The sequence below is a fragment of the Serratia sp. HNCC26DJ244 genome (genome assembly GCF_057180565.1).
Window position 1 is genome coordinate 236,483 of record NZ_JBXUGO010000003.1, and the last position, 23,208, is coordinate 259,690.

Here is a 23,208-nt window from a genome sequence, read left to right on the forward strand (position 1 = left end):
GGGGACGTGCTACAATGTGCGCCTTATAGATGAAATTACTGATTTTTCCTGCCTGGGGTCTGGCATGTCTACGCGAATTTTAGCGATCGATACAGCGACAGAAGCATGTTCTGTTGCTATCTGGGATCATGGCGAAACTCACGCCTTGTTTGAACTCTGTCCGCGGGAACATACCCAGCGTATTCTGCCCATGGTCCAACAACTACTGGCTAGCTGCGGATTAACACTTTCTCAACTTGATGCACTCGCTTTTGGCCGCGGCCCGGGGAGCTTCACCGGGGTACGTATCGGTATTGGTATTGCCCAAGGGTTGGCGTTGGGAGCTGATCTGCCGATGCTGGGCATTTCCACCTTGCAAACACTGGCGCAAGGGGCTTGGCGGATGACGGGGTCGCAACGTGTTTTAGCTGCCATTGATGCGCGTATGGGCGAAGTGTACTGGGGAGCGTTTGAACGTCAGCAAGAGGGTGGCTGGTTGGAAAGTGAAGGGGAGGCAGTCCTTTCCCCTCCACAAGTGTTAGAACGTGCGCAACGTTTACAGGGAGCTTGGTCTCATGCAGGAACTGGCTGGGAAGCTTATCCTGATCTGGTTGCTGGCACATTACTGACTCTTTCTGATGGTAAGACGCTGTTACCGCAGGCTGAGGATATGCTGCCTTTGGCACTAATGGCTTGGCAGCAGGGGTTGACGGTTCCGGTAGAACAGAGCGAGCCCACTTATCTGCGTAATGAAGTGACCTGGAAGAAACTACCTGGCCGTTAATCGCCTATGATTACTGTATAAGCGTTGGGATAGATGAGCATTGGGATAGCAGTAACCCATGTCGCAGCCGTTTGAATGGTGGCGGGTATAACAGGAGGCTATGGGATGTTAACACCTATTTTAAATAAAAAAGGCGTCATGCTGGTCATCTCTAGCAGCCTGTTGCTGCTTTCTGGATGTGTCACTATTCCTGATGCGATTAAAGGAACCTCACCAACGCCGGTTGAAAGACTGATTGTGGTGCAAAATGCGCCGAAACAGTTCACCGGTGCTGAAGCCCGCTTTGGTGGTACGGTGGTCGGGGTAGCGAATGAGCCTGGGCGTACCGTGCTGGAAATAGCCACAGTGCCGTTAGATGCAGGGGCTCGTCCAGTGCTAGGTGAACCCTCTCAAGGTCGGGTATTGGCCGCCATTAACGGTTTCCTTGATCCTGTGGATTTCAAGGGGCAACTCGTGACGGTGGTTGGGCCCATCACCGGTGTGCTGGAGGGGAAAATTGGCATGACGCCATACCGCTTTGTGACCATGAATGCGAGCGGTTTCAAGCGTTGGCATGTTACCCAGCAAATTGTCATGCCACCACAACCGATGGATCCGTGGGGTTGGCATCATCGTCCGTGGGGACCTGGCAATGGTTGGTACTCTCCAGGCCCAGCTCAGGTGCAGACTGTGGTGACAGAGTAAGTCGTTGCCAGTAATTAGTGATATATATCGCAACCTGTATATTGTTTGAAACGTGAGTCAGTGGGCTGAGTTAAAATATCGTTAATGTTTGTGGCGTTTTTTGTGGCCACGATAACAGCTTGTAATGATTTTAGAGGTGACCCTTGGAAAAAGTCTGGCTAAAACGCTATCCAGCAGATGTTCCGGCAGAAATTGATGCTGACCAGTACACATCATTGATCGAATTGTTCGAAAATTCAGCCTCGCGCTTTGCGGATCAACCTGCATTTATCAACATGGGGGAGGTGATGACCTTCCGCAAGTTGGAAGAGCGTAGTCGGGCGTTTGCCGCCTATCTGCAAAATGAGTTAAAGCTGCAAAAAGGTGACCGTGTTGCGTTGATGATGCCTAATTTGCTGCAATATCCGATTGCCATGTTCGGTATCTTGCGTGCCGGGATGGTAGTGGTCAATGTTAACCCACTCTATACACCACGCGAATTGGAACACCAGTTAAATGACAGTGGTGCCAGAGCGATTGTTGTTGCCTCTAACTTTGCTCATACCCTAGAACGGGTGGTGTTCAACACGCAGGTAAAACATGTGATTCTGACGCGCATGGGGGATCAGCTTTCTGGCGCGAAAGGAACCTTGGTTAACTTTATTATCAAATATATCAAACGGTTGGTTCCCAAATACGATTTGCCTGATGCGATTTCATTTCGTCGCGTTTTGCAACAAGGCCGCCACATGCAATATGTGAAGCCAGATGTTATCAATAGTGATTTGGCTTTCCTGCAATATACCGGTGGCACCACCGGGGTTGCTAAAGGTGCCATGCTGACTCATCGCAATATGCAGGCCAACCTGGCACAGGCGAAGGGGGCCTATGCCCCGGTGCTAAATGAAGGGCAAGAGTTGGTGGTGACGGCGTTGCCTCTTTATCACATTTTTGCGCTGACCATAAACTGCCTGCTGTTTATCGAACTGGGTGGTAGAAGCCTGTTGATCACTAACCCGCGTGATATTCCTGGCCTGGTAAAAGAGTTGGCAAAATATCCATTTAGTGCCATAGCCGGGGTCAATACACTATTTAATGCACTGCTTAACAATGAGGATTTCCAAAAATTGGATTTCTCTTCGTTAAGGCTTTCTGTCGGCGGTGGTATGGCGGTGCAGAAAGCGGTGGCGGATAGATGGGAGAAACTGACGGGTAAACATCTGTTGGAAGGGTATGGATTGACGGAGTGTTCCCCGCTGGTATCAGGTAATCCACATGATTTAACGCACTACAGTGGCAGTATTGGCCTGCCGGTTCCTTCAACGGAGATTCGCCTGGTGGATGATCAAGGCCATGAGGTGGCGCCTGGTGAACCGGGTGAGCTTTGGATTAAAGGGCCACAAGTTATGTTAGGTTATTGGCAGCGGCCAGAAGCTACCGCAGAAGTATTACGCGATGGTTGGTTAGCAACCGGTGATATTGTTACCGTGGATGGTGAAGGTTTTATCCGTATTATTGATCGTAAGAAGGATATGATCCTGGTATCGGGATTCAACGTTTATCCGAATGAAATTGAAGAGGTTGTCAGTCAGCATCCGAAAGTGTTGGAGTGTGCAGCGATTGGTGTTCCAAATGGCGTATCAGGTGAGCAGGTCAAGGTTTGTGTGGTGAAGAAAGACCAGACACTCACTAAAGAGGAGTTATTGATCCATTGTCGCCGCCACCTTACCGGCTATAAAGTGCCCAAAATTGTTGAATTTCGCGACGAATTGCCGAAATCAAACGTGGGTAAAATTTTGCGGCGAGAATTACGAGATGAACAGAAAAAGCTGAACACGGAAGATGCAGCCTAGGCGAATTGTTATCGCAAGTTATCAACCAGGCCGGTGAATACCGGCTTTGTTGCGTTTGAACCTTAAAATGACCAAGAGAATGATGTTTTGAATTATCAGTTGATCACTACCGATGCTGGCTTGCAGCAGGTCTGCGAGCAGGCAAGAAATTATGCTCAGGTGGCACTCGATACGGAGTTTGTCCGCACACGCACCTATTATCCACAGTTAGGCTTGATTCAATTATATGATGGTGAGCAACTTTCTTTGATCGATCCACTGCCAATCACGCAGTGGCAACCCTTTATTGATTTACTGACAGATTGTGCGGTAGTGAAATTTTTACATGCAGGTAGTGAAGATCTTGAGGTTTTTTTGAACGCATTCAAGACACTACCGAGCCCGATGGTGGATACGCAGATCCTGGCGGCATTCGGTGGCCATACACTTTCATGTGGTTTTGCCAAACTCGTCGCGGAATATATGCATGTTGAGCTAGATAAGAGCGAATCTCGTACCGACTGGATAGCACGACCATTGACTGAGCGCCAGTGCAGTTATGCTGCGGCGGATGTGCTTTACTTGCTGCCCATGGCGAAACAATTGGTGCAGGAAACTGAAACCGCAGGGTGGACTGCCGCCGCCGCCGATGAGTGTCTGTTACTTTGCCAGCGTCGTAGTGAAACGTTACGCCCTGAACTGGCGTATCGTGAAATTACTAATGCCTGGCAGTTAACTCCACGTCAATTAGGCTGTTTGCAGCTATTAGCTGCCTGGCGGCTACAGCAGGCACGTGAGCGTGATCTGGCTGTCAATTTCGTGGTGCGTGAAGAGAATCTGTGGGCAGTGGCGCGTTATATGCCTGGCTCATTGGGTGAACTTGATGCGTTAGGCCTGAGTGGGCAAGAGATCCGCTACCATGGTAACACCTTACTGGCCTTGGTGGCGCAGGCTAATGCCCTTGATGAGTCTGACTTGCCTGAGCCGTTGCTTAACCTGATTGATCAACCAGGCTATAAGCGAGTGTTTAAAGAAATAAAAGCGGTGATTACGGCAGTCAGTGAACAGAGTGGTTTAAGTGCAGAATTGCTAGCTTCACGGCGGCAGATCAATCAATTGCTGAACTGGCATTGGAAATTAAAAGAGAATGATACACAACCAGAGTTAATCAGTGGTTGGCGTGGAGCCTTATTGACAGCACCACTACAAGCTATTTTGCAGGGTAGCTAGCGCTGACTTGTGGGGGCAATTGGCTATTTGAGTCTCGGCTAGTTGACCTAAATTGGTTCTGACCATGATTGCCCCCTGATAGAAGATTCAGGGGGCTAATAGAGAGCGATCATTTAGTGGACTCTTCCGATTCCGGCAGTGTCACATTAAGTTCAAGCACTGAAATATCGTCGCCTTTATGTTCGAATTGTACATGTAACATTTCAGGGTCAATTTGAACATATTTACAAATTACAGCCAAGATATCGCGTTTCAAATCAGGTAGATAGCGTGGTTCACTATCACCGCGACGACGTTCTGCGACGATAATCTGCAACCGCTCCTTGGCTACGCTGGCTGTCGATTTTTTGCGGGACAGAAAGAAGTCTAACAAAGCCATGATTTATCCCCCAAAAAGGCGTTTCAGGAAGCCCTTTTTCTCTTCTTCGATGAAGCGGAATGGACGCTCTTCGCCTAACAGGCGATAAACAGTATCGTCATAGGCCTTACCGGCATCCGACTCTTTATCCAGAATAACAGGTTCCCCTTGGTTGGACGCGCGCAATACGGATTGATCTTCCGGGATCACACCGACCAGCGGAATACGCAGAATTTCCAGCACATCTTCCATGCTCAACATATCGCCACGGTTAACACGCCCTGCATTGTAGCGAGTCAACAGCAGATGTTCCTTGATAGGCTCTTCGCCTTTTTCGGCACGGCGTGACTTGGAGGCTAAAATGCCTAGAATGCGGTCAGAGTCACGAACGGAAGAGACCTCAGGGTTAGTGGTAATAATGGCTTCATCAGCGAAATAGAGCGCCATTAATGCGCCAGTTTCGATCCCGGCAGGAGAGTCACAGACGATAAATTCAAAACCCATCTCGTCGAGATCATTGAGTACCTTCTCAACACCTTCGTAAGTAAGCGCGTCTTTATCACGCGTCTGCGAAGCGGGCAGAATGTGCAGATTTTCGGTACGTTTGTCTTTGATTAACGCCTGGTTCAGTGTGGCATCACCCTGAATAACGTTAACAAAATCATAAACTACCCGGCGTTCACATCCCATGATGAGGTCAAGGTTACGCAGGCCGATATCAAAATCGATCACGACAGTCTTCTTGCCTTTTTGGGCTAAGCCGGTAGCAATGGCTGCACTTGATGTGGTCTTGCCAACGCCCCCTTTACCCGAGGTAACAACAATAACGCGTGCCATGAAAAGTATTCCTTGTCAAAAGGGCTTAATTTAAAGGTTGTATGGTTAATGTATTATTCAATAGGCTGAGGCGTACCGCATGGCCGAAAAAATCAACCGGTATCTGGTCGCTCACCCAATATTGCCCTGCAATAGAGACTAGCTCAGCACTCAGGGAGGTGCAAAAAATCTGACATTGTGGATCGCCAGAGGCACCAGCCAATGCCCGCCCGCGTAGCGAGCCATAGATATGAATATTGCCATCGGCGATCAATTCAGCGCCAGCACTGACATTGTTGGTGATGATTAAATCGCTGTTACGAGCATAAATTTGTTGGCCTGAACGCACTGGCGTATTGATGATGCGCGTTTTAGCAGGGGCATTATCCGGTATAACAGGAGCGGCTGGGGCGGGTGGAGCGGCTTTCTGTGCTTTCCCCTCGTTGAGCATGGGTAAACCTGCACGGGCAAAAGCGCGTTTTTGCTGCTCATCTTTGCATCCGCTGATGCCAACCACACGCAACCCCGCAGAAGTGAAAGCCTGCTGCAGTTGTTTCCAGTTTGCGTCACTGTCCAGTGCAGCAACATTGATGACAACAGGGGCATTTTTGAGAAAAGCGGGCGCCTGGTTTACTTTCTCTTGCAGTGCCTGACGAATTACCTCGGGGTCCGAATGATGCAAATGAACAACCGATAGGGTAAAACTGCTGCCTTTTAGCTCAATTGGCGATTGTGACATCTATCCTGACTCAGTTTCAGCAACGTTAAATCCCCTGAATACCACTCGGGGTACGATATTCCGACGTATCATAAACATGTTATAGTCAGAGTTATATCCAGGCAAGCCGCAGTCTCAATTAAATAGAGTTTTAAAAATGCATTGTGTGATCTATAGAAGCCCTAAACGTGATCAAACTTACCTTTATGTTGAAAAAAAAGACGATTTTTCTCGTGTGCCCGAAGAACTGCTGAAAAGTTTTGGTATACCGCAGTTATCGATGATGCTTTCATTGAATGAGCGTAAAAAATTGGCCTCGGCGGATATCGAAAAAGTGAAAGAGGCGCTAAAAGAGCAAGGGTTTTATCTGCAAGTCCCGCCGCCGGTAGAAAATTTAATGAATCAGCATTGTTCATCCGGCAAGAAATAATCCACTGTTCAGCACATCACTATTCAATGATGTTGCAGTTGACTATAGCGTGAATGGCGAAGAGTATATAATTTTGACATTGTGGTTGGGAGAAACGGAATGTATCAACATAGAGACTGGCAAGGTGCGTTGCTCGATTTTCCGGTAAGTAAGGTGGTGTGCGTCGGCAGCAATTATGCCGACCACATCAAGGAGATGGGCAATAAGGTATCCGCTGAGCCGGTATTATTTATTAAACCTGAAACTGCCTTGTGCGATATCCGTCAGCCGATAGCAATCCCTAAAGAGTTTGGGGAACTGCATCATGAGGTTGAGTTGGCGGTGCTGATCGGTTCGCCGCTGAAGCAAGCCAATGAAGATCGTGTGTTTCGGGCTATAGCAGGGTACGGTGTCGCTCTCGACTTAACGTTGCGTGAATTACAAGCTGGGTTCAAAAAGGCCGGGCAACCTTGGGAGAAAGCGAAAGGGTTTGATGGTTCTTGCCCCATTTCAGGGTTTATTCCAGTGGCTGAATTTGGTGATCCGCAAAATGCGGAACTGACCTTGACGCTTAATGATCAATTGCGTCAGCAAGGAAACACCCGCGATATGATCACGCCGATTATACCGTTGATTGCCTATATGAGCCGTTTCTTCACGTTGCGCCCTGGCGATATCATTTTGACTGGTACCCCGCAAGGTGTAGGTCCGATGACCGCTGGTGATACGTTGAAAATATCGCTTAATGGCAAATCACTCACTACGCGGGTTATCTAATTTCACACCACCGTCTTGCGGCTTGCCAACACTATTTTGCCCAAGCAGGCCGCCCATTGGTTTCTCAAGCGAGGAGATATCTGGTAGCGTGCAGGCGTGTGGGTATGCTATATAGTGCCCCTTGAAGCCTGCTGGCCGTTATTTCTCTATCTTCGGAAACCACCAATATGTCACAACCTCCTTTTTGGCAACAGAAAACGCTGGATGAAATGTCTGAAGCAGAGTGGGAGTCACTGTGTGATGGCTGTGGGCAATGTTGCTTGAATAAATTGATCGATGAAGATACCGATGAGATTTATTTCACCAATGTGGCTTGTGATCAGCTTAATATAAAATCCTGCCAGTGCCGTCACTATGAACAGCGCTTTGAACTGGAGGAAGATTGCATCAAGTTGACGCGTGAGAACCTCAAAAGTTTCGAGTGGTTGCCCCCCACCTGTGCCTACCGCCTGATTGGTGAAGGTCACACTTTACCAACCTGGCACCCGTTAATCAGTGGTTCAAAAGCAGCGATGCATGGCGAACGCATCTCTGTGCGCCATATTGCGGTGCGCGAGAGTGAAGTGGTGGACTGGCAGGATCACATTTTAAACAAACCTGGTTGGGCGAAGTAATTTGCTGACAGGCGTTAGCCAGGTTGCTTCGAGTTAGCGTTTAAATGGTGATGGCGTTCTTTCCATCACCAAGGTCGACTCATTTTTCATCCTTGAAATCAACCCCATCCCGAAAACCCCATCCCGAAAATTTAATAGGAACGTCCAAACAGATCACGCTTACGCGGGCGTACAAATTGGCTGATCAGTACCAGAATACCCACCAACAGGTAGGCGGCAAAGATGCCGATTAACCATTGCGGCATCTCCAATGAGAGAAATTGCCATTGAAGTAGCGAACAGTCACCCGATGCGTGGAATATGGCAGGAGCCCATTTATCCAAGGGGAGCCAGCTAGGGAAATTGACAAAAAAGTCACAGGTATTGAAGGGCGATGGGTGTAGTTGGATCATGGTATGTTTCCACGCCAAGCGTAGACCTTCCCCGGCGCTATAGAGCCACAATAGGATAGCAAGATAGCGTAAGGCGCTTTTCGGTGCTATTGCGCCAATCAGTGACGCGGCCAGGATGCCAAACAGAGCAACGCGTTCGTAGATGCACATGACACAAGGTTGCAGCAACATAACGTGTTGGAAATAGAGTGCGGTTAACTCCAGTGCCAGTGCAGTCAGAGCCATCAAGATCCAAGCCCCGCGCCCTTTGGAGCAGCGGTTAAAGAATTGCAACATATATACTCTTCCATGCAGTAAGCTATTGAACAGGGAGTGTAAACCAATTTTCCCCCGCTGCCAGCCACCAGTCACTGATTCAATGAAAAATATTAGCCAGTAAAGGATTAATGGCGCCTCGTTTGCTGGTTTAGTAGGCAATTGAGGCGTCGTCATTTAATCATGACTAATATTGTGGATACTATAACCTAATGTGCCGTTACTGAGGTGATGACGTTAAGTGACGGCGGGGATAACCAGTTCCATTGAGTTAGAGTTTCGGTCACGGGCGCTAAGGCATAGTGCACACATAATAAGCCAACCAGTGTCAGTACCAGCGTATAAGGTAACGCCATCCAGACCATACGCCCATAAGAGATACGTAGCAGTGGTGCCAGCGATGAGGTTAACAAAAACAGAAAGGCAGCTTGGCCATTAGGTGTGGCAACAGAAGGCAAATTGGTACCGGTGTTAATGGCGACGGCTAGCATTTCGAACTGTTTGAGGGAAATAAGCCCCTGTTCTAGTGCGGCTCTAGCTTCATTGATATACACCGTTCCTACAAAAACGTTATCTGAAACGGAAGAGAGCAGGCCGTTGAACAGATAGAACAGGGAAATCTGCGTGCTTGGTGGGGCCTGAAGGACAAACTGGATCACCGGACTAAACAGTTGTTGCTCGATAATGATAGCCACGACAGTGAAAAAGACCGTCAGCAGGGCGGTGAAAGGCAAGGCTTCTTGAAACGCTTTGCCAATGGCATGTTCATCGGTGACGCCACAGAATGAAGTGACCAGAATAATAACCGACAGGCCAATCAAACCAACCTCGGCTAAGTGGAAAGCGAGAGCCACTACCAACCATACGCCAACCAATGCCTGTATCACTAGTTTGACTTTTTCTTGACGGTTACGCTTGGCGCTTGCCTTACGATCGAACTCTTTGAGTACTTCACGCACCGGTTCTGGTAGTTTGGTTCCGTAATCAAACAACCGAAAACGCTCAACCAAAAGACAAACCAGTAGCCCACAAACGAAGACTGGCAGCGTTACGGGGGTCATGTGTAGAAAAAATTCGATAAATCCCCAGCCTGCATTTTTGGCGATGATCAGGTTTTGCGGCTCCCCAACCATGGTCATTACCCCGCCGAGTGCGGTCCCTATGCCAGCATGCATCAGCAGGCTGCGCAAGAAACTGCGGAATTGTTCCATGATTTGCTGATGTTCAGGATTATCAATGAGGCTGTCATCGGCAATTTGCGAATTATTATCTGCTTGTTTAGCCACCACATTGTAATAGATAGCATAAAAACCGGTACCGACACTGATAACCACGGCTATCACCGTCAGAGCATCCAGAAAGGCGGACAGGAAGGCAGCAGCACCACAGAAGGCGAGAGAAAGCAGCATTTTTGAGCGGATACTAAGCAATAGCTTGGTAAAAAGAAATAGCAGCAATTGCTTCATAAAATAGATGCCAGCGACCATGAATATCAGTAGCAGCAGCACTTCAAGATTATTGGCAATTTCCTCGCCGATATGTGCCGGGCTAGTCATGCCGATCAAGGTGGCCTCAATAGCCAATAATCCACCGGGTTGTAGTGGGTAGCATTTTAATGCCATCGCTAAGGTGAAGATAAACTGCACCACCAGCAACCAACCTGCCACGAAGGGACTGACCAGAAAAAAGACCAGCGGATTGAGCAGCAGAAAACTGATGATCACCCATTTATACCAGTCGGGAGAATCCCCGAGAAAATTTTTCATCAATGCGGAACGAATTGTTATAGTCATGTTGTTTCGAGAAGCCTTAAAATGAGTGCGCACGAGGTTGAGCTTACCTAACTCAGTGTTTCAGGTAAATATATACCCGTCACCATTTAACTTATCTTGCCTTGCGTCTGTTTGCATAGCATCGAATAGAAGTGGTTTTTTGTCGGATTATGCACACTTTCGTTTATTGCCTTTTGCTCATACTATGTGATGCCATAGTGATCTGGTATGATCAGACGATTACAATTATTGATGATCATCGCCACGGACATTACACATGGTTATAAAGGCCCAGAGCCCTGCCGGTTTTGCGGAAGAATATCTTATTGAAAGTATTTGGAATAATCGTTTCCCGCCCGGCTCTATCTTGCCTGCAGAGCGTGAGCTTTCAGAATTGATTGGCGTTACGCGCACCACTTTACGTGAGGTATTACAGCGATTGGCCCGCGATGGCTGGTTGACCATTCAACATGGTAAGCCCACCAAAGTGAACAATTTTTGGGAAACTTCAGGTCTTAATATCTTAGAGACGCTGGCACGTCTTGATCATAATAGCGTGCCACAGTTGATTGATAATTTGCTGGCGGTACGTACCAATATCGCGTCTATTTTTATCCGCGCCGCTGTGCGCAACCATCCGGAGCAGGCGCTAGAAATATTAGCTAAAGCCACACAGGCTGATGAGCAGACTGATGCCTTCGATCAGCTTGATTATGAAGTATTTCGTGGCCTGGCGTTCGCCTCAGGTAATCCGATTTATGGCTTGATCATTAACGGCTTGAAAGGCCTCTATATCCGGGTTGGGCGATATTATTTTTCAAATCCAGAAGCACGTCAGTTGGCACTCAGCTTTTACAATAAATTGTCGAGCCTGTGCCATGAGAAAATGTACGACCAAGTGATGGATTGTGTCCGTAATTACGGTAAAGAGAGTGGGGCTATCTGGCAGAGTATGCAAGGTACCATGCCAAGTGATCTGGCCGAAGCACATCGTAGATAGGTCTCCATGAGATTCAAGCTGCAGAGGAGCCCTGCAGCTTGAATGAACTGAAGCGGATTGAGGCTATAATTGCGTTGGCCTTGGTGGGCAACGGTCAAGCAACTCTATACTGCCATCTTCATTTTGTTGTTCCAGGATAATATCGAATCCCCACAATCTGTGCAGGTGTTTCATCACATCTTTGCGGCTTTTGTCTAATGGTGCTCTGTCTTGCGGAATATGACGTAATGTCAAAGAGCGATCACCGCGCAGGTCAACATTCCAGACTTGGATATTTGGCTCGAGATTACTGAGGTTATATTGTGCTGACAGCGCTTGGCGAATCGCACGGTAGCCTTCCTCGTTGTGGATCGCCGAAATTTCCAGATAATTGTTGTGATCGTCATCCAATACGCTAAATAGGCGGAAGTCGCGCATCAGCTTGGGTGACAGGAACTGGCTGATAAAACTCTCATCCTTAAAGTCACGCATGGCGAAATGTAAGGTATCCAGCCAGTCTTTGCCGGCAATATCCGGGAACCAGTAGCGATCCTCTTCCGTTGGTGATTGGCAGATACGCTTAATGTCCTGATACATGGCAAAGCCTAATGCATAAGGGTTAATCCCATTATAATAGGGGCTATTGTAGGGCGGTTGATAGACCACATTAGTATGGCTGTGTAAAAACTCCAGCATAAAGCGATCCGTTACCCGTCCTTCATCGTAGAGATGGTTCAGGATGGTGTAGTGCCAAAAGGTTGCCCACCCTTCGTTCATGACCTGAGTCTGTTTTTGCGGATAGAAATATTGGCTTACTTTACGCACAATGCGCAAAATTTCCCGTTGCCATGGCTCCAGTAACGGCGCATTTTTCTCCATAAAATAGAGAATGTTTTCCTGTGGTTCACGGGGGAAACGCAATGCTTGCCCCGGCGACTCTTCACGCGCGATACGTGGTAAGGTTTTCCACAGAGAATTTACCTGGCTCTGCAGATACTCTTCACGCACTTTCTGACGTGCTTTCTCTTCCACCAGTGAGATTTTTTGTGGTCGTTTATAGCGATCAACACCGTAGTTCATCAAGGCATGGCAGGAATCGAGCAGTTTTTCCACTTCTTCCACACCATAACGCTCCTCACACTGACTGATGTAATGGCGTGCGAACAACAGATAATCGACAATCGAACTGGCATCCGTCCAACTGCGGAACAGATAATTATTTTTGAAAAACGAGTTATGCCCATAGCAAGCATGCGCCATCACCAGAGCTTGCATGGTGATGGTGTTTTCTTCCATCAGATAAGCGATACAAGGGTTGGAATTGATAACGATCTCGTAGGCCAGGCCTTGCTGACCATGCTTATAACGCTGCTCAGTTTCAATGAATTTTTTGCCGAATGACCAGTGCGTATAGTTAATCGGCATCCCGACGCTGGAATAGGCATCCATCATCTGTTCGGAGGTAATAACCTCGATCTGGTGTGGATAGGTGTCGAGCCGGTAATGCTTGGCGACACGATCAATCTGTTCCAGATAAACTCGCAGCAGGTCGAACGTCCAGTCCGGTCCATCGCTCAGACGTTTATCTGCCTTCACTTTTTTATGTGTCGAAGTAGTCATCAGCGCACCCTCGTTATTAACAGATCCCGCTCATTTGGCAGACCCTTTTACAATGATAGTCTAAGTCACAATAAATCGTTTGAAATCATCTGCGATTGATAAAAATGAGGTGATTTAGGTATTAGACTTATCCAAGTTGCTGCTGCTGTCACTTAAAGAGGGACTGAAACCACTTATTGTGAGTATTATCAGTATAGTTGACTCATTTTGCCGAGTTGACTATCACTGAATTAATTCTTCACCATGGCTATACCCAAAATTATTCGGATTGCTTGTAGGCAGCCAGCGAAGGAATCCCCAGGAGCATAGCTGACTATGTGACTGGGGTGATAGAGCGCAGCTAACACCCAAGCAGCTTGAAGAATGAAGGGGATAATTATGCTGGGTGAAAGCCATGCAGGGGTGAGAGATGCGAGTGCTAATTTTAGGCAGTGGTGTGGTGGGGGTGAGTAGCGCCTGGTACTTGGCAAAAGCTGGTCATCAAGTAACGGTTATCGATCGTCAACCGGGGCCAGCACTTGAGACTAGCGCGGCGAATGCCGGGCAAATATCCCCTGGCTATGCAGCTCCCTGGGCCGCACCGGGGGTGCCATTAAAGGCGATTAAATGGATGTTCCAGCGGCATGCTCCGTTGGCTATTCATCTTGATGGCAGTTGTTTTCAACTGCATTGGATGTGGCAGATGTTGAAAAATTGCGACATCAGTCACTATAAGACCAATAAAAGCCGCATGGTGCGGTTGGCGGAATATAGCCGTGATTGCCTTAAACTGCTGCGTCAGGAGACCGGGATCCAGTATGAAGGTCGTCAAAAAGGCACATTACAACTGTTCCGCTCTCAACAGCAGTTCGATAACGCCAGCAAAGATATCGCGGTGTTGGAGGAGGCTGGTGTTGCTTACCAGTTATTGTCTGCCAATCAATTGTCCACCGTTGAACCGGCATTGGCGCAGGTGGCTCACAAATTAGTGGGCGGCTTACAGTTGCCCAATGATGAAACGGGAGATTGCCAGCTGTTTACCCAACGATTGGCAGAAATGGCAAAATTGGCGGGGGTTAATTTCCTCTTCAATCAAACAATTGATCGCTTATGCGTCGAGGGAGATAAAGTCATCGGGGTGCAATGTGGTCGTGATCTGATAAAAGCAGATAGCTATGTCATGGCGCTAGGGGCTTATTCGACGGCATTGCTGGGTGATTGGTTTCCGATACCGGTCTATCCTCTGAAGGGCTATTCGTTAACCATTCCGATTGCAGATGAAATGGCTGCACCCAGCTCAACCGTGCTGGATGAAACCTATAAAATCGCCATTACGCGGTTTGACCAACGTATTCGTGTGGGAGGCATGGCGGAGATTGTCGGTTTTAATACCCAGTTAGAACAGAAACGTAGAGCAACGTTGGAGATGGTGGTGCGTGACCTTTATCCTCATGGGGGGCGAATTGAGCAAGCCTCGTTCTGGACAGGATTGCGGCCAATGACCCCTGATGGTACGCCGATCGTTGGTAAAACGCCCCTGAAAAATCTCTATCTGAATACCGGGCATGGTACCTTGGGCTGGACCATGGCTTGTGGTTCCGGGCAACTGCTGGCGGATCTGGTTTCTGGTATTACACCCGCGATAGCCTCTGACGATTTGGCGGTAGGGCGCTATACTAGCGCTGTTTAAGCGGGATAATGCGCTTATCTAAGATCGGTCCGTTTTCTACAATACGGTCTTGCGATAATAAAGTGCGGAGATGGCATCAGCCACATAACGTGCCTGATGTTTGGCATCATCCAACGCCCGGTGCGGCGTGCCTTCAAAGGCTCGCTGTTTTTTGGGGTTGAAGCCATTTAACTCGGCTAAGGTGATAATGGTGCGGACATCTTGTGTATCCCAGAATTTCCACGGGCAGGGCATGCCCAGTTGCTTGAAAGCATGTTCCAAAATAACGCAATCAAACTCTTTACCGTTGCCCCACACTTTCACGGTATCCGTACTGTTTATATGAATAAAACGACTCAGAGCGGTTAATACGCGTTTCAGGCTTTCTGTGCCGCCAAAAGCTAATTTGCGTGCCTCATCTGATTGTTTTGCCCACCAAGCGACGATTTCCAGACTGATGGTTCGCCCGGGTTGCTCTTGCTGACAGTTGACCGCAACATCAAATTCTGCGCCTAGCTCACCCGTTTTGGGGTCAAAGAACACGGCGGCAACCGCCAGGATCACTGCGCTGGGGGTGATATCCAGGGTTTCAATATCTAACATCAGGTGGTGCATGCGGGTTTCCTCGGCGTGGTATTGCGCTGATGGTACACCATTATCAATAAACAGGCAGGGGAGAGTTGCTCGGAGCTCGGGCGTGTATAGCTTGCCGTTTAATAAAAGAGGTCACACAGCCAGTCAGTTGACTGGCTGTGTGGGTCGTCATAACACTATACGGTTTGCTTCTGGAACAGTTCCCTGAATACAGGGTAAATATCCTCCGGCTCACGTATTGGCTGCATGGCGAAGTTTTTAAAGGTTGCTTGTAAATGTTCATACTCCCGCCACAGGGTCTGATGAGCACGGCGGGTGATTTCGATATAACAATAGTAACGCACCATCGGCAACGTATTTTTTGCCAACAACTCGTAACACAGAGGCGAATCATCAGCCCAGTTATCGCCATCTGAAGCTTGAGCGGCATAAATATTCCATTGAGCAGGGTCGTAGCGCTCTTCTATCACTTCGTTCATTAACTTCAGTGCACTGGAAACGATAGTGCCGCCAGTTTCCTGAGAATAGAAGAACTCTTGCTCGTCCACTTCTTTGGCCTGCGTATGGTGGCGAATGTATACCACCTCGACATTTTTATAGGTTCTGCTGAGGAAGAGATACAGCAGAATATAAAAACGTTTGGCCATATCTTTGGTTGGCTGATCCATTGAACCAGAGACATCCATCAGGCAGAACATCACCGCCTGACTGGAAGGTTCAGGGCGGCGCTCATAGTTTTTATAGCGTAGGTCAAAAGTATCAATAAATGGCACACTTTCAATTTTTTTACGTAGCTCAGCAATCTCCTTACGCAGGCGTTCCTCTTCCAGTAATTGAGCAGGTTCGCTGTTTTCCAACAGGCTGAGACTATTTTCCAGTTCATGCAGAGTACGCCGTTTACCTGCCGTCATAGCAGTACGTCGTGCCAATGAGTTTTGCAACGAGCGCACCACACTGATATTGGCAGGCACGCCGTTTGCCGTGTAACCAGCACGATGGGTTTTGAACTCGGTAAGCTGCTTATACTGATTCTTCTTCAGATTAGGCAACGCCAAGTCTTCAAACAGTAAATCGAGATATTCATCTTTGGAGATTTGGAACACAAATTCATCCTGGCCTTCACCATTCTGACTGGCATCCCCTTGGCCACTTCCACCGCCGCCACCGCCACCTTGGGAGCGCTCGATACGGTCATTTTGCACAAAATGGTCGTTGCCTGGATGAACACGCTGACGTTTACCGCCAGAGCCTTGATGAAACATGGGTTCGCTGATATCGCCGCTAGGAATCGACACGGATTCCCCACTGTCTACGTCGGTGACCGAACGTTTATTGATGGCTTCAGCTATCGACTGTTTGATTTGCGACTTATAGCGACGCAAGAAGCGCTGGCGGTTCACCATGCTCTTGTTTTTGCCATTTAACCGTCGATCAATGAAATAGGCCATACATCCCCCAAACAACGTTGCCCGGCAAGCCATAAAGCATATACCCACGATCATTCAAGCTTGGCGTAATGACTCGCCCTTCCTTGGGCGCACGCGGTCACTTGAAACCACCGAGGTATATGACGTCATGTAGCTTACATCATGAAGATTTTCTGACCCGCAGATACCATTCGCACAGCAGGCGAACCTGTTTACGGGTGTAGCCTTTCTCCATCATACGGTCGACAAAATCATCATGTTTTTTCTGCTCATCCGTTGAGGTTTTGGCATTGAAGGAAATAACGGGCAGTAACTCCTCCGTATTCGAGAACATTTTTTTCTCGATGACGGTGCGCAACTTCTCGTAACTGGTCCAATTAGGATTGCGGCCGCTGTTATTGGCACGAGCCCGCAGGACAAAATTAACGATTTCGTTGCGGAAATCTTTTGGATTACTGATACCTGCTGGTTTTTCAATTTTCTCCAGTTCGGCGTTTAAAGACTCGCGATCAAACAGTTGACCGGTATCGGGATCACGGTATTCCTGATCCTGGATCCAGAAATCGGCATAGGTCACGTAGCGATCAAAAATGTTTTGACCATATTCCGAGTAGGATTCCAGATAAGCTGTCTGGATCTCTTTACCGATAAACTCGGCATACTTCGGTATTAGGTAGCCTTTCAGGTGCTCCAGATATTTTTCTGCCTGTTCTTGCGGGAATTGTTCACGTTCTATTTGTCGCTCAAGCACGTAGAACAAATGTACCGGGTTTGCAGCCACCTCGGCATGATCAAAGTTGAAGACCCGAGACAGTATCTTGAAGGCAAAACGGGTTGAAAGGCCATTCATGCCCTCATCAACCCCAGCATAGTCACGATACTCTTGATATGACTTGGCTTTAGGGTCGGTATCTTTCAGGCTTTCACCGTCGTAGACACGCATCTTTGAGTGAATACTGGAGTTTTCTGGCTCTTTAAGACGTGACAATACGGTAAAGCGTGCCAGAGTCTCTAACGTACCAGGGGCACAAGGGGCATGGGTTAGCTCACTGTGATCCAACAGTTTGTCGTAGATTTTGATCTCTTCGGACACCCGCAGGCAGTAAGGCACCTTGACGATATAAACCCGGTCAAGGAAGGCCTCATTGTTTTTGTTGTTGCGGAAAGTGACCCATTCTGACTCGTTAGAGTGCGCCAGAATAATGCCGCTGAATGGCAGGGCAGAGATCCCCTCAGTACCGTTGTAGTTACCTTCCTGAGTGGCGGTCAGCAGAGGGTGCAGCACTTTGATCGGTGCCTTGAACATCTCGACAAATTCCATAATACCTTGGTTGGCACGACACAAGGCACCGGAATAGCCGTAGGCATCCGGATCGTTCTGGGCATAGTTCTCCAACTTGCGGATATCTACTTTACCTACCAAGGCAGAGATATCCTGGTTATTCTCATCACCGGGTTCAGTTTTGGCGATAGCTATCTGTTCCAGAATGGATGGACGAACCTTCACTACTTTGAATTTAGTGATGTCACCACCGAATTCATGCAGACGTTTGGCTGCCCATGGCGACATAATGCTGCCAAGATAACGCCGAGGAATATTGTATTCCTGCTCCAGAATAGTGGCGTCTTCCTGTGGGTTGAACAGGCATAATGGGTGATCGTTTACCGGGCTACGTTCACCATTAGCACTCAGCGTGTAAATAGGGACACGTTGCATCAAGTCTTTTAGCCGTTCAGCAAGGGATGATTTACCACCACCTACTGGGCCCAACAGATAAAGGATCTGTTTCTTCTCTTCAAGTCCTTGTGCGGCGTGTTTCAAGTAAGAAACTATCTGCTCGATAGCTTCCTCCATGCCGTAGAATTCCTCGAATGCAGGATAACGTGCGATGACCCGGTTGGAAAACAGGCGTGACATGCGCGATTCAAGCGCGGTATCCACCATGACTGGTTCACCGATAGCCATCAACAGCCGTTCTGCTGCATTGGCATATGCACTGCGATCTTGCCGGCAAATGGTAAGAAATTCCTGCAGTGTGAACTCTTCGTCCTTGGCTGCTTCGTAGCGCTGACGATAGTGGTCAAATATGTTCATGGCGATGCCCGTCCTTTCGTTATTAGCACAGGTTAAAAAAGGAGCTGGTGTTTATATTGTGGCTCCTGAAAGTGGGAAGCATAACTGAGTACAGCAACTCGTATGCCAACATGATAGATTTATTATCGCGAGTTGCGCTTTATTCAACCGACCTCAGGATAAATCCACCTTCCGATATAAGTCTAGTTGCATACTGGAAAATTTCCTGCATCAATAAAATTTTTTTTAAGCCATATCAATGACTCACTCGCTGTTACTGCGGAGAGACTGGAGGGGCGGCGTAGAATAGACGAGAAGTAGGGGCTAATTCAGCAGAATAAATGAGCGTTATCTGCTCATTTATTGACTTATAACTGTTTTTTATTGTAAATATCACACACGGAAACATATTTTCACATAAACTATTTACGTTATGACATTTACCTTTTTTATGTATGGGAAAACATCGTGAAAATACCTTCATTAAAAACATTAGCGATTATTGTTGCCGCGGTCACTTGTGCTCACAATGCTCAGGCAGGAACTTGGTCACTGGGTGCTTCAGCATTGCTCACACCTGGCCCTTATCGTGGTTATCAGGACCGCGTTTATCCCGTTCCTATTATCAATTACGAAGGGGAAAACTTTCACTTCCGTTCATTGATGGCGGGTTATAACCTGTGGCGCGACCAGCAAAACCAGTTAAGTGTTATCGTACTCTATTCGCCGCTGAATTTTGACCCCGATGATAGTGATGACGATCGTATGAAGCAGTTGGATAAGCGCCGCAGTACGTTAATGGGCGGTATGGCTTATTCATATAATGCTGATTGGGGAACAATCCGCAGCACCTTGGTCGGTGATGTGTTGAATAACAGCAATGGCCTGATAGGCGATGTGGCTTATCTATACCGCTTCCAGACAGGTGACTGGCGTATTATCCCTGCGCTGGGGATGACCATGAATAGCTCAAACCAGAATAAATATTATTTTGGCGTTAATGGTAATGAGTCACGCCGTAGTGGTTTCAATACCTATACACCGAGCAGTAGTGTGTCACCTTATCTTGAACTGACCACCCAATATCAAATCAACACCAACTGGACTGGCTTCTTCACTGGGCGTTACACCAGTTTGGCCAGTGAAATTAAAGACAGCCCAATGGTGGATAAATCCTATTCCGGTTCGCTATTGACAGGGATTTCCTATAGTTTTTAATGGTGTTGTGCTCTTTTTTAGTGCGCTGTTGCACTAAAAAAGGGCGTTAAGAAGTAGGCTGCTTGGCTACCACTGAGATGCAGGTTACTGTACTGCGTGTTTTGCCATCCCCATAGTAAACCAGCAAGGCGAAAGCAATGGATAGCTTTCACCTCGGTTTATTAACTCAACGATTTTTGATGCTGCGGATTTTAACTGCCAAACGGGCAGGCTGTTCGTGGGTAACCAGCAAGGGTTTGGTGACACGAGCCGTTTCTACGCAGACCATGGTTTTATAACCGTCATTCGGCATATCGGCCATGCTGCAAGAGAGTTCAACCCCTGGGTTCCAAGCGACAACATCACTGATATGCTGGTGATTCACTTCAATTGTGCGCTGCAATACCGGGTCTTTAATCAGACTAGTGGCAGCTGGCTGGGTATAGATACGGTCTGTCCGACCGGTAAATTCCAGTTCACCCACCTGATGCGCTTCAATACCTTCTGCTACTTTATCAATAACGTGTTCACCTAAACCGGCAACTTTAATCTTGTCAATATCCCCGATTTGGAAATAGGAATGGAGTGCGGCGGTAGCTTGATAGTCACCTTGCGACTCTAGCGCGATATCGCATTCGGTACCGAACTTAAAGTGAGCCGTCAGGCTAAAGGCATGTGGCCACAGTTTTCGGGTTTCTGCATTATCCTGCAATTTGAAGGTCAGGCTGACATTTTCTTGATCTTCATCATAGGCGACTAATTGCCAAGGGACATTACGGGCAAATCCGTGGGCCGGGTTATTGACTGGGCCAAACCATGGCCAACAGATGGGTACACCGCCACGGATAGCGACTCCAGCTTTGAAGGGGGTATTGTTACTTAACCAGATGACGGGCTGATCTTCATTGGGTTGCCAAGCCAGTAAATGTGCGCCTTGTAAGGTGATGGCAGCCCGAGTTTTAGGATGAGAAACCACTACGATGGGTAATTCATCCAATTGGCGCAGGCTAATAGAAGGGGATAATTGCTCGGTAACGGGCAAGGTGAAAATTTTTTCGTTCATGCTAAGGCCTCTATTCGGCGCAAAAACAGAGATATCTGTCGCCTAAACTGCTGCAAACAGTTGCCAGATTGCCCACTCATTTACAAGACGCAACTTAGATAAATGGTCAGATCGGGCTGTACAGTTGACGACACTGTGGTTGGTAAGAGGACAGGTACAAAAAGGGCGACACGAATGTCGCCCTTATAATCAACACCACATCTACGATTACTTGGAGATGTGAGCGATCAGATCCAGTACTTTGTTTGAGTAACCGGTTTCGTTATCGTACCAAGAAACCAGCTTCACAAAAGTGTCGCTCAGAGCGATACCTGCTTTGGCATCGAATACAGAAGTCAGTTTCTCACCATTAAAGTCAGTAGAGACCACTTCGTCTTCGGTATAGCCCAGAACGCCTTTCAGTTCGCCTTCAGAAGCGGCTTTGATAGCAGCACAGATTTCTTTGTAAGAAGCTGGTTTTGCCAGGCGAGCAGTCAGGTCAACCACAGACACGTTAGGAGTAGGAACGCGGAACGCCATACCTGTCAACTTGCCGTTCAATTCTGGGATAACTTTACCAACCGCTTTAGCTGCACCGGTAGAAGAAGGGATGATGTTCTGAGCCGCACCACGGCCGCCGCGCCAGTCTTTATGAGACGGACCATCAACAGTTTTCTGAGTTGCAGTTGTTGCGTGAACAGTAGTCATCAGTGCTTCAACGATGCCAAACTTGTCGTTGATCACTTTAGCCAGAGGGGCCAGGCAGTTGGTGGTGCAAGATGCGTTAGAAACGATTTCCTGACCCGCGTAAGCCTTATGGTTTACGCCCATAACGAACATTGGGGTATCATCTTTAGATGGCCCAGTCAGAACCACTTTTTTAGCGCCGGCAGCGATGTGCTTACGTGCAGTTTCGTCAGTCAGGAACAGGCCAGTTGCTTCAGCAACGACGTCAACATTGACTTCGTTCCACTTCAGGTTAGCCGGATCTCTTTCTGAGGTACAACGGATGGTTTTACCGTTAACAACCAGATGGCCGTCTTTAACTTCTACTGTACCGTTGAAACGGCCATGGGTAGAGTCATACTTCAGCATGTAAGCCATGTATTCTGCATCTAACAGATCGTTGATTGCAACGATCTCAATGTCAGAACGCTCTTGAGCAGCACGGAAAACAATGCGACCGATACGGCCAAAACCGTTGATACCTACTTTGATAGTCATATATTCCACCAGCTATTTGTTAGTGAATAAAAGGTTGGTTGTAGAATTACCAAAACCTTGCCAAGCGTCAAGCGGAATCGTGTCAATTGTTGCTGCAAATCAAAACCTAGTGCCTGTTTTGTTCGCTATTTGCACACACAATTTGCGCTTGGTCTCCGCTTGATATGGGGATAAATTATTAAGTATAAAGATAGTAAATACAATATGTGTGATTAAGATCACGTCTTATCGCTACACACATCACATCCGCTACAGTCTAGGTTAAAAACCCTCTTGGTGTTGTTGTTTTTTTGTTATTATTGAGTTTTGTTTTGGTTGGTGATGGTAAAGGGCGGAAATCGCACAAATGACTAAAAATCAATTGCGCACGGAGTTGAATGACATTCAACACCATGTGACGCAGCAACAGGGGACTGAAGCGCCTTTTTCGGGCAAATTGTTGCATAACCAGCGTGAGGGCATGTATCACTGTTTGTGCTGTCACGCGCCGCTGTTTTACTCCGCCAGCAAGTATGATCCAGGCTGCGGTTGGCCAAGCTTTTATCAGCCCGTTTCTGCTGATGCCATTCGTTATCTTGATGATAATTCACACAATATGCAACGTGTAGAGATCCGCTGTGCCAGCTGCGATGCTCATTTGGGGCATGTTTTCCCGGATGGTCCACAGCCAACGGGGGAACGCTACTGTGTCAACTCTGCCTCACTGAGTTTCACTGATGACAACAGTGGCGAGCAGACGCTGGGTTAACAGGTGATTCTCCGTCATAATTCGAGTAGACGGCGGGAATAGGTGGCAAGCGGGTC

Annotated in this window: 22 protein-coding genes; 11 read left to right on the plus strand and 11 right to left on the minus strand. The window is 47.8% G+C overall.

The window, feature by feature from the left end; translation table 11 throughout:
* The first annotated feature begins 64 nt into the window (after window positions 1-64).
* The 4 genes from tsaB (at window position 65) to rnd (ending at window position 4,488) form a co-directional block, all read left to right on the plus strand.
* Window positions 65-763 (plus strand): tRNA (adenosine(37)-N6)-threonylcarbamoyltransferase complex dimerization subunit type 1 TsaB, encoded by a 699-nt coding sequence (gene tsaB / locus AC2A06_RS04160; protein ID WP_484379454.1) that lies wholly within the window; start codon window positions 65-67, stop codon window positions 761-763.
* Window positions 764-868: 105 nt separating this feature from the next.
* Window positions 869-1,447 carry a Slp family lipoprotein gene (locus AC2A06_RS04165; RefSeq protein WP_484379455.1) on the plus strand — a complete coding sequence of 193 codons (579 nt, stop codon included), beginning with the start codon at window positions 869-871 and terminating at the stop codon, window positions 1,445-1,447.
* Between the two features lie 143 nt (window positions 1,448-1,590).
* Window positions 1,591-3,279 carry a long-chain-fatty-acid--CoA ligase FadD gene (gene fadD, locus AC2A06_RS04170; protein WP_484379456.1) on the plus strand — a complete coding sequence of 563 codons (1,689 nt, stop codon included), beginning with the start codon at window positions 1,591-1,593 and terminating at the stop codon, window positions 3,277-3,279.
* 87 nt (window positions 3,280-3,366) lie between these two features.
* Window positions 3,367-4,488, plus strand: coding sequence for a ribonuclease D (rnd, locus tag AC2A06_RS04175; RefSeq protein ID WP_484379457.1), 1,122 nt, complete (start codon window positions 3,367-3,369; stop codon window positions 4,486-4,488).
* A gap of 109 nt (window positions 4,489-4,597) precedes the next feature.
* On the opposite strand, the gene minE is transcribed toward rnd, so the two are convergent.
* From minE to minC, 3 genes are read right to left on the minus strand one after another with little or no spacing between them, the layout of a single operon-like run.
* Window positions 4,598-4,867 carry a cell division topological specificity factor MinE gene (gene minE / locus AC2A06_RS04180; protein ID WP_023490830.1) on the minus strand — a complete coding sequence of 90 codons (270 nt, stop codon included), beginning with the start codon at window positions 4,865-4,867 and terminating at the stop codon, window positions 4,598-4,600.
* A 3-nt stretch (window positions 4,868-4,870) separates the two neighbouring features.
* Complete coding sequence (gene minD, locus AC2A06_RS04185) at window positions 4,871-5,683, minus strand: septum site-determining protein MinD (RefSeq protein ID WP_023490831.1); 813 nt, start codon at window positions 5,681-5,683, stop codon at window positions 4,871-4,873.
* A 25-nt stretch (window positions 5,684-5,708) separates the two neighbouring features.
* On the minus strand, window positions 5,709-6,401 hold the full coding sequence (minC, locus tag AC2A06_RS04190) for a septum site-determining protein MinC (RefSeq protein WP_484379458.1): 693 nt from the start codon (window positions 6,399-6,401) through the stop codon (window positions 5,709-5,711).
* Between the two features lie 136 nt (window positions 6,402-6,537).
* Between minC and AC2A06_RS04195 the strand changes: the two genes are divergently transcribed.
* From AC2A06_RS04195 to AC2A06_RS04205, 3 genes are all read left to right on the plus strand, one after another.
* Window positions 6,538-6,810 (plus strand): YcgL domain-containing protein, encoded by a 273-nt coding sequence (locus AC2A06_RS04195; protein WP_023490833.1) that lies wholly within the window; start codon window positions 6,538-6,540, stop codon window positions 6,808-6,810.
* Between the two features lie 99 nt (window positions 6,811-6,909).
* A complete protein-coding gene (locus AC2A06_RS04200; protein ID WP_484379459.1) occupies window positions 6,910-7,566 on the plus strand; it encodes a fumarylacetoacetate hydrolase family protein in 657 nt (218 codons plus the stop codon).
* 167 nt (window positions 7,567-7,733) lie between these two features.
* Window positions 7,734-8,180, plus strand: coding sequence for a YcgN family cysteine cluster protein (locus AC2A06_RS04205; RefSeq protein ID WP_023490835.1), 447 nt, complete (start codon window positions 7,734-7,736; stop codon window positions 8,178-8,180).
* A 131-nt stretch (window positions 8,181-8,311) separates the two neighbouring features.
* Here AC2A06_RS04205 and dsbB read toward each other — a convergent pair whose 3' ends face one another.
* Together dsbB and nhaB are read right to left on the minus strand one after the other, a co-directional pair.
* The gene (dsbB, locus tag AC2A06_RS04210; RefSeq protein WP_037386030.1) at window positions 8,312-8,848 is read right to left on the minus strand and encodes a disulfide bond formation protein DsbB; all 537 of its coding nucleotides are present in this window, start codon (window positions 8,846-8,848) and stop codon (window positions 8,312-8,314) included.
* A gap of 188 nt (window positions 8,849-9,036) precedes the next feature.
* Entirely contained in the window at window positions 9,037-10,620 is a 1,584-nt protein-coding gene (gene nhaB / locus AC2A06_RS04215; protein WP_484379460.1) for a sodium/proton antiporter NhaB, read from the minus strand.
* 256 nt (window positions 10,621-10,876) lie between these two features.
* On the opposite strand from nhaB, the gene fadR reads away from it, so the two are divergent.
* Window positions 10,877-11,599, plus strand: a complete 723-nt coding sequence (gene fadR / locus AC2A06_RS04220) for a fatty acid metabolism transcriptional regulator FadR (protein WP_023490147.1) — start codon at window positions 10,877-10,879, stop codon at window positions 11,597-11,599.
* 63 nt (window positions 11,600-11,662) lie between these two features.
* On the opposite strand, the gene AC2A06_RS04225 is transcribed toward fadR, so the two are convergent.
* Window positions 11,663-13,198: a SpoVR family protein gene (locus AC2A06_RS04225; RefSeq protein WP_484379461.1), complete on the minus strand. Its 1,536-nt coding sequence runs from the start codon at window positions 13,196-13,198 to the stop codon at window positions 11,663-11,665.
* 409 nt (window positions 13,199-13,607) lie between these two features.
* Here AC2A06_RS04225 and AC2A06_RS04230 point away from each other — a divergent pair, with 409 nt between their 5' ends.
* The gene (locus tag AC2A06_RS04230) at window positions 13,608-14,867 is read left to right on the plus strand and encodes a D-amino acid dehydrogenase (protein ID WP_484379462.1); all 1,260 of its coding nucleotides are present in this window, start codon (window positions 13,608-13,610) and stop codon (window positions 14,865-14,867) included.
* A gap of 36 nt (window positions 14,868-14,903) precedes the next feature.
* On the opposite strand, the gene AC2A06_RS04235 is transcribed toward AC2A06_RS04230, so the two are convergent.
* The 3 genes from AC2A06_RS04235 to yeaG all read right to left on the minus strand — a co-directional run bounded on the left by AC2A06_RS04235 (window position 14,904) and on the right by yeaG (window position 18,962).
* Window positions 14,904-15,461, minus strand: coding sequence for a 3'-5' exonuclease (locus tag AC2A06_RS04235; RefSeq protein WP_484379463.1), 558 nt, complete (start codon window positions 15,459-15,461; stop codon window positions 14,904-14,906).
* Window positions 15,462-15,616: 155 nt separating this feature from the next.
* On the minus strand, window positions 15,617-16,888 hold the full coding sequence (locus AC2A06_RS04240; protein WP_473197795.1) for a YeaH/YhbH family protein: 1,272 nt from the start codon (window positions 16,886-16,888) through the stop codon (window positions 15,617-15,619).
* Between the two features lie 139 nt (window positions 16,889-17,027).
* Window positions 17,028-18,962, minus strand: a complete 1,935-nt coding sequence (yeaG, locus tag AC2A06_RS04245) for a protein kinase YeaG (protein WP_473197794.1) — start codon at window positions 18,960-18,962, stop codon at window positions 17,028-17,030.
* Window positions 18,963-19,409: 447 nt separating this feature from the next.
* On the opposite strand from yeaG, the gene AC2A06_RS04250 reads away from it, so the two are divergent.
* Entirely contained in the window at window positions 19,410-20,159 is a 750-nt protein-coding gene (locus tag AC2A06_RS04250; protein ID WP_484379464.1) for a MipA/OmpV family protein, read from the plus strand.
* Window positions 20,160-20,325: 166 nt separating this feature from the next.
* On the opposite strand, the gene AC2A06_RS04255 is transcribed toward AC2A06_RS04250, so the two are convergent.
* Both AC2A06_RS04255 and gapA read right to left on the minus strand, forming a co-directional pair.
* Window positions 20,326-21,201 carry a D-hexose-6-phosphate mutarotase gene (locus tag AC2A06_RS04255; RefSeq protein ID WP_484379465.1) on the minus strand — a complete coding sequence of 292 codons (876 nt, stop codon included), beginning with the start codon at window positions 21,199-21,201 and terminating at the stop codon, window positions 20,326-20,328.
* 207 nt (window positions 21,202-21,408) lie between these two features.
* Window positions 21,409-22,404, minus strand: coding sequence for a glyceraldehyde-3-phosphate dehydrogenase (gapA, locus tag AC2A06_RS04260; RefSeq protein WP_023490155.1), 996 nt, complete (start codon window positions 22,402-22,404; stop codon window positions 21,409-21,411).
* A 346-nt stretch (window positions 22,405-22,750) separates the two neighbouring features.
* On the opposite strand from gapA, the gene msrB reads away from it, so the two are divergent.
* Window positions 22,751-23,152 carry a peptide-methionine (R)-S-oxide reductase MsrB gene (msrB, locus tag AC2A06_RS04265; protein ID WP_484379466.1) on the plus strand — a complete coding sequence of 134 codons (402 nt, stop codon included), beginning with the start codon at window positions 22,751-22,753 and terminating at the stop codon, window positions 23,150-23,152.
* The last annotated feature ends 56 nt before the right edge of the window (window positions 23,153-23,208 follow it).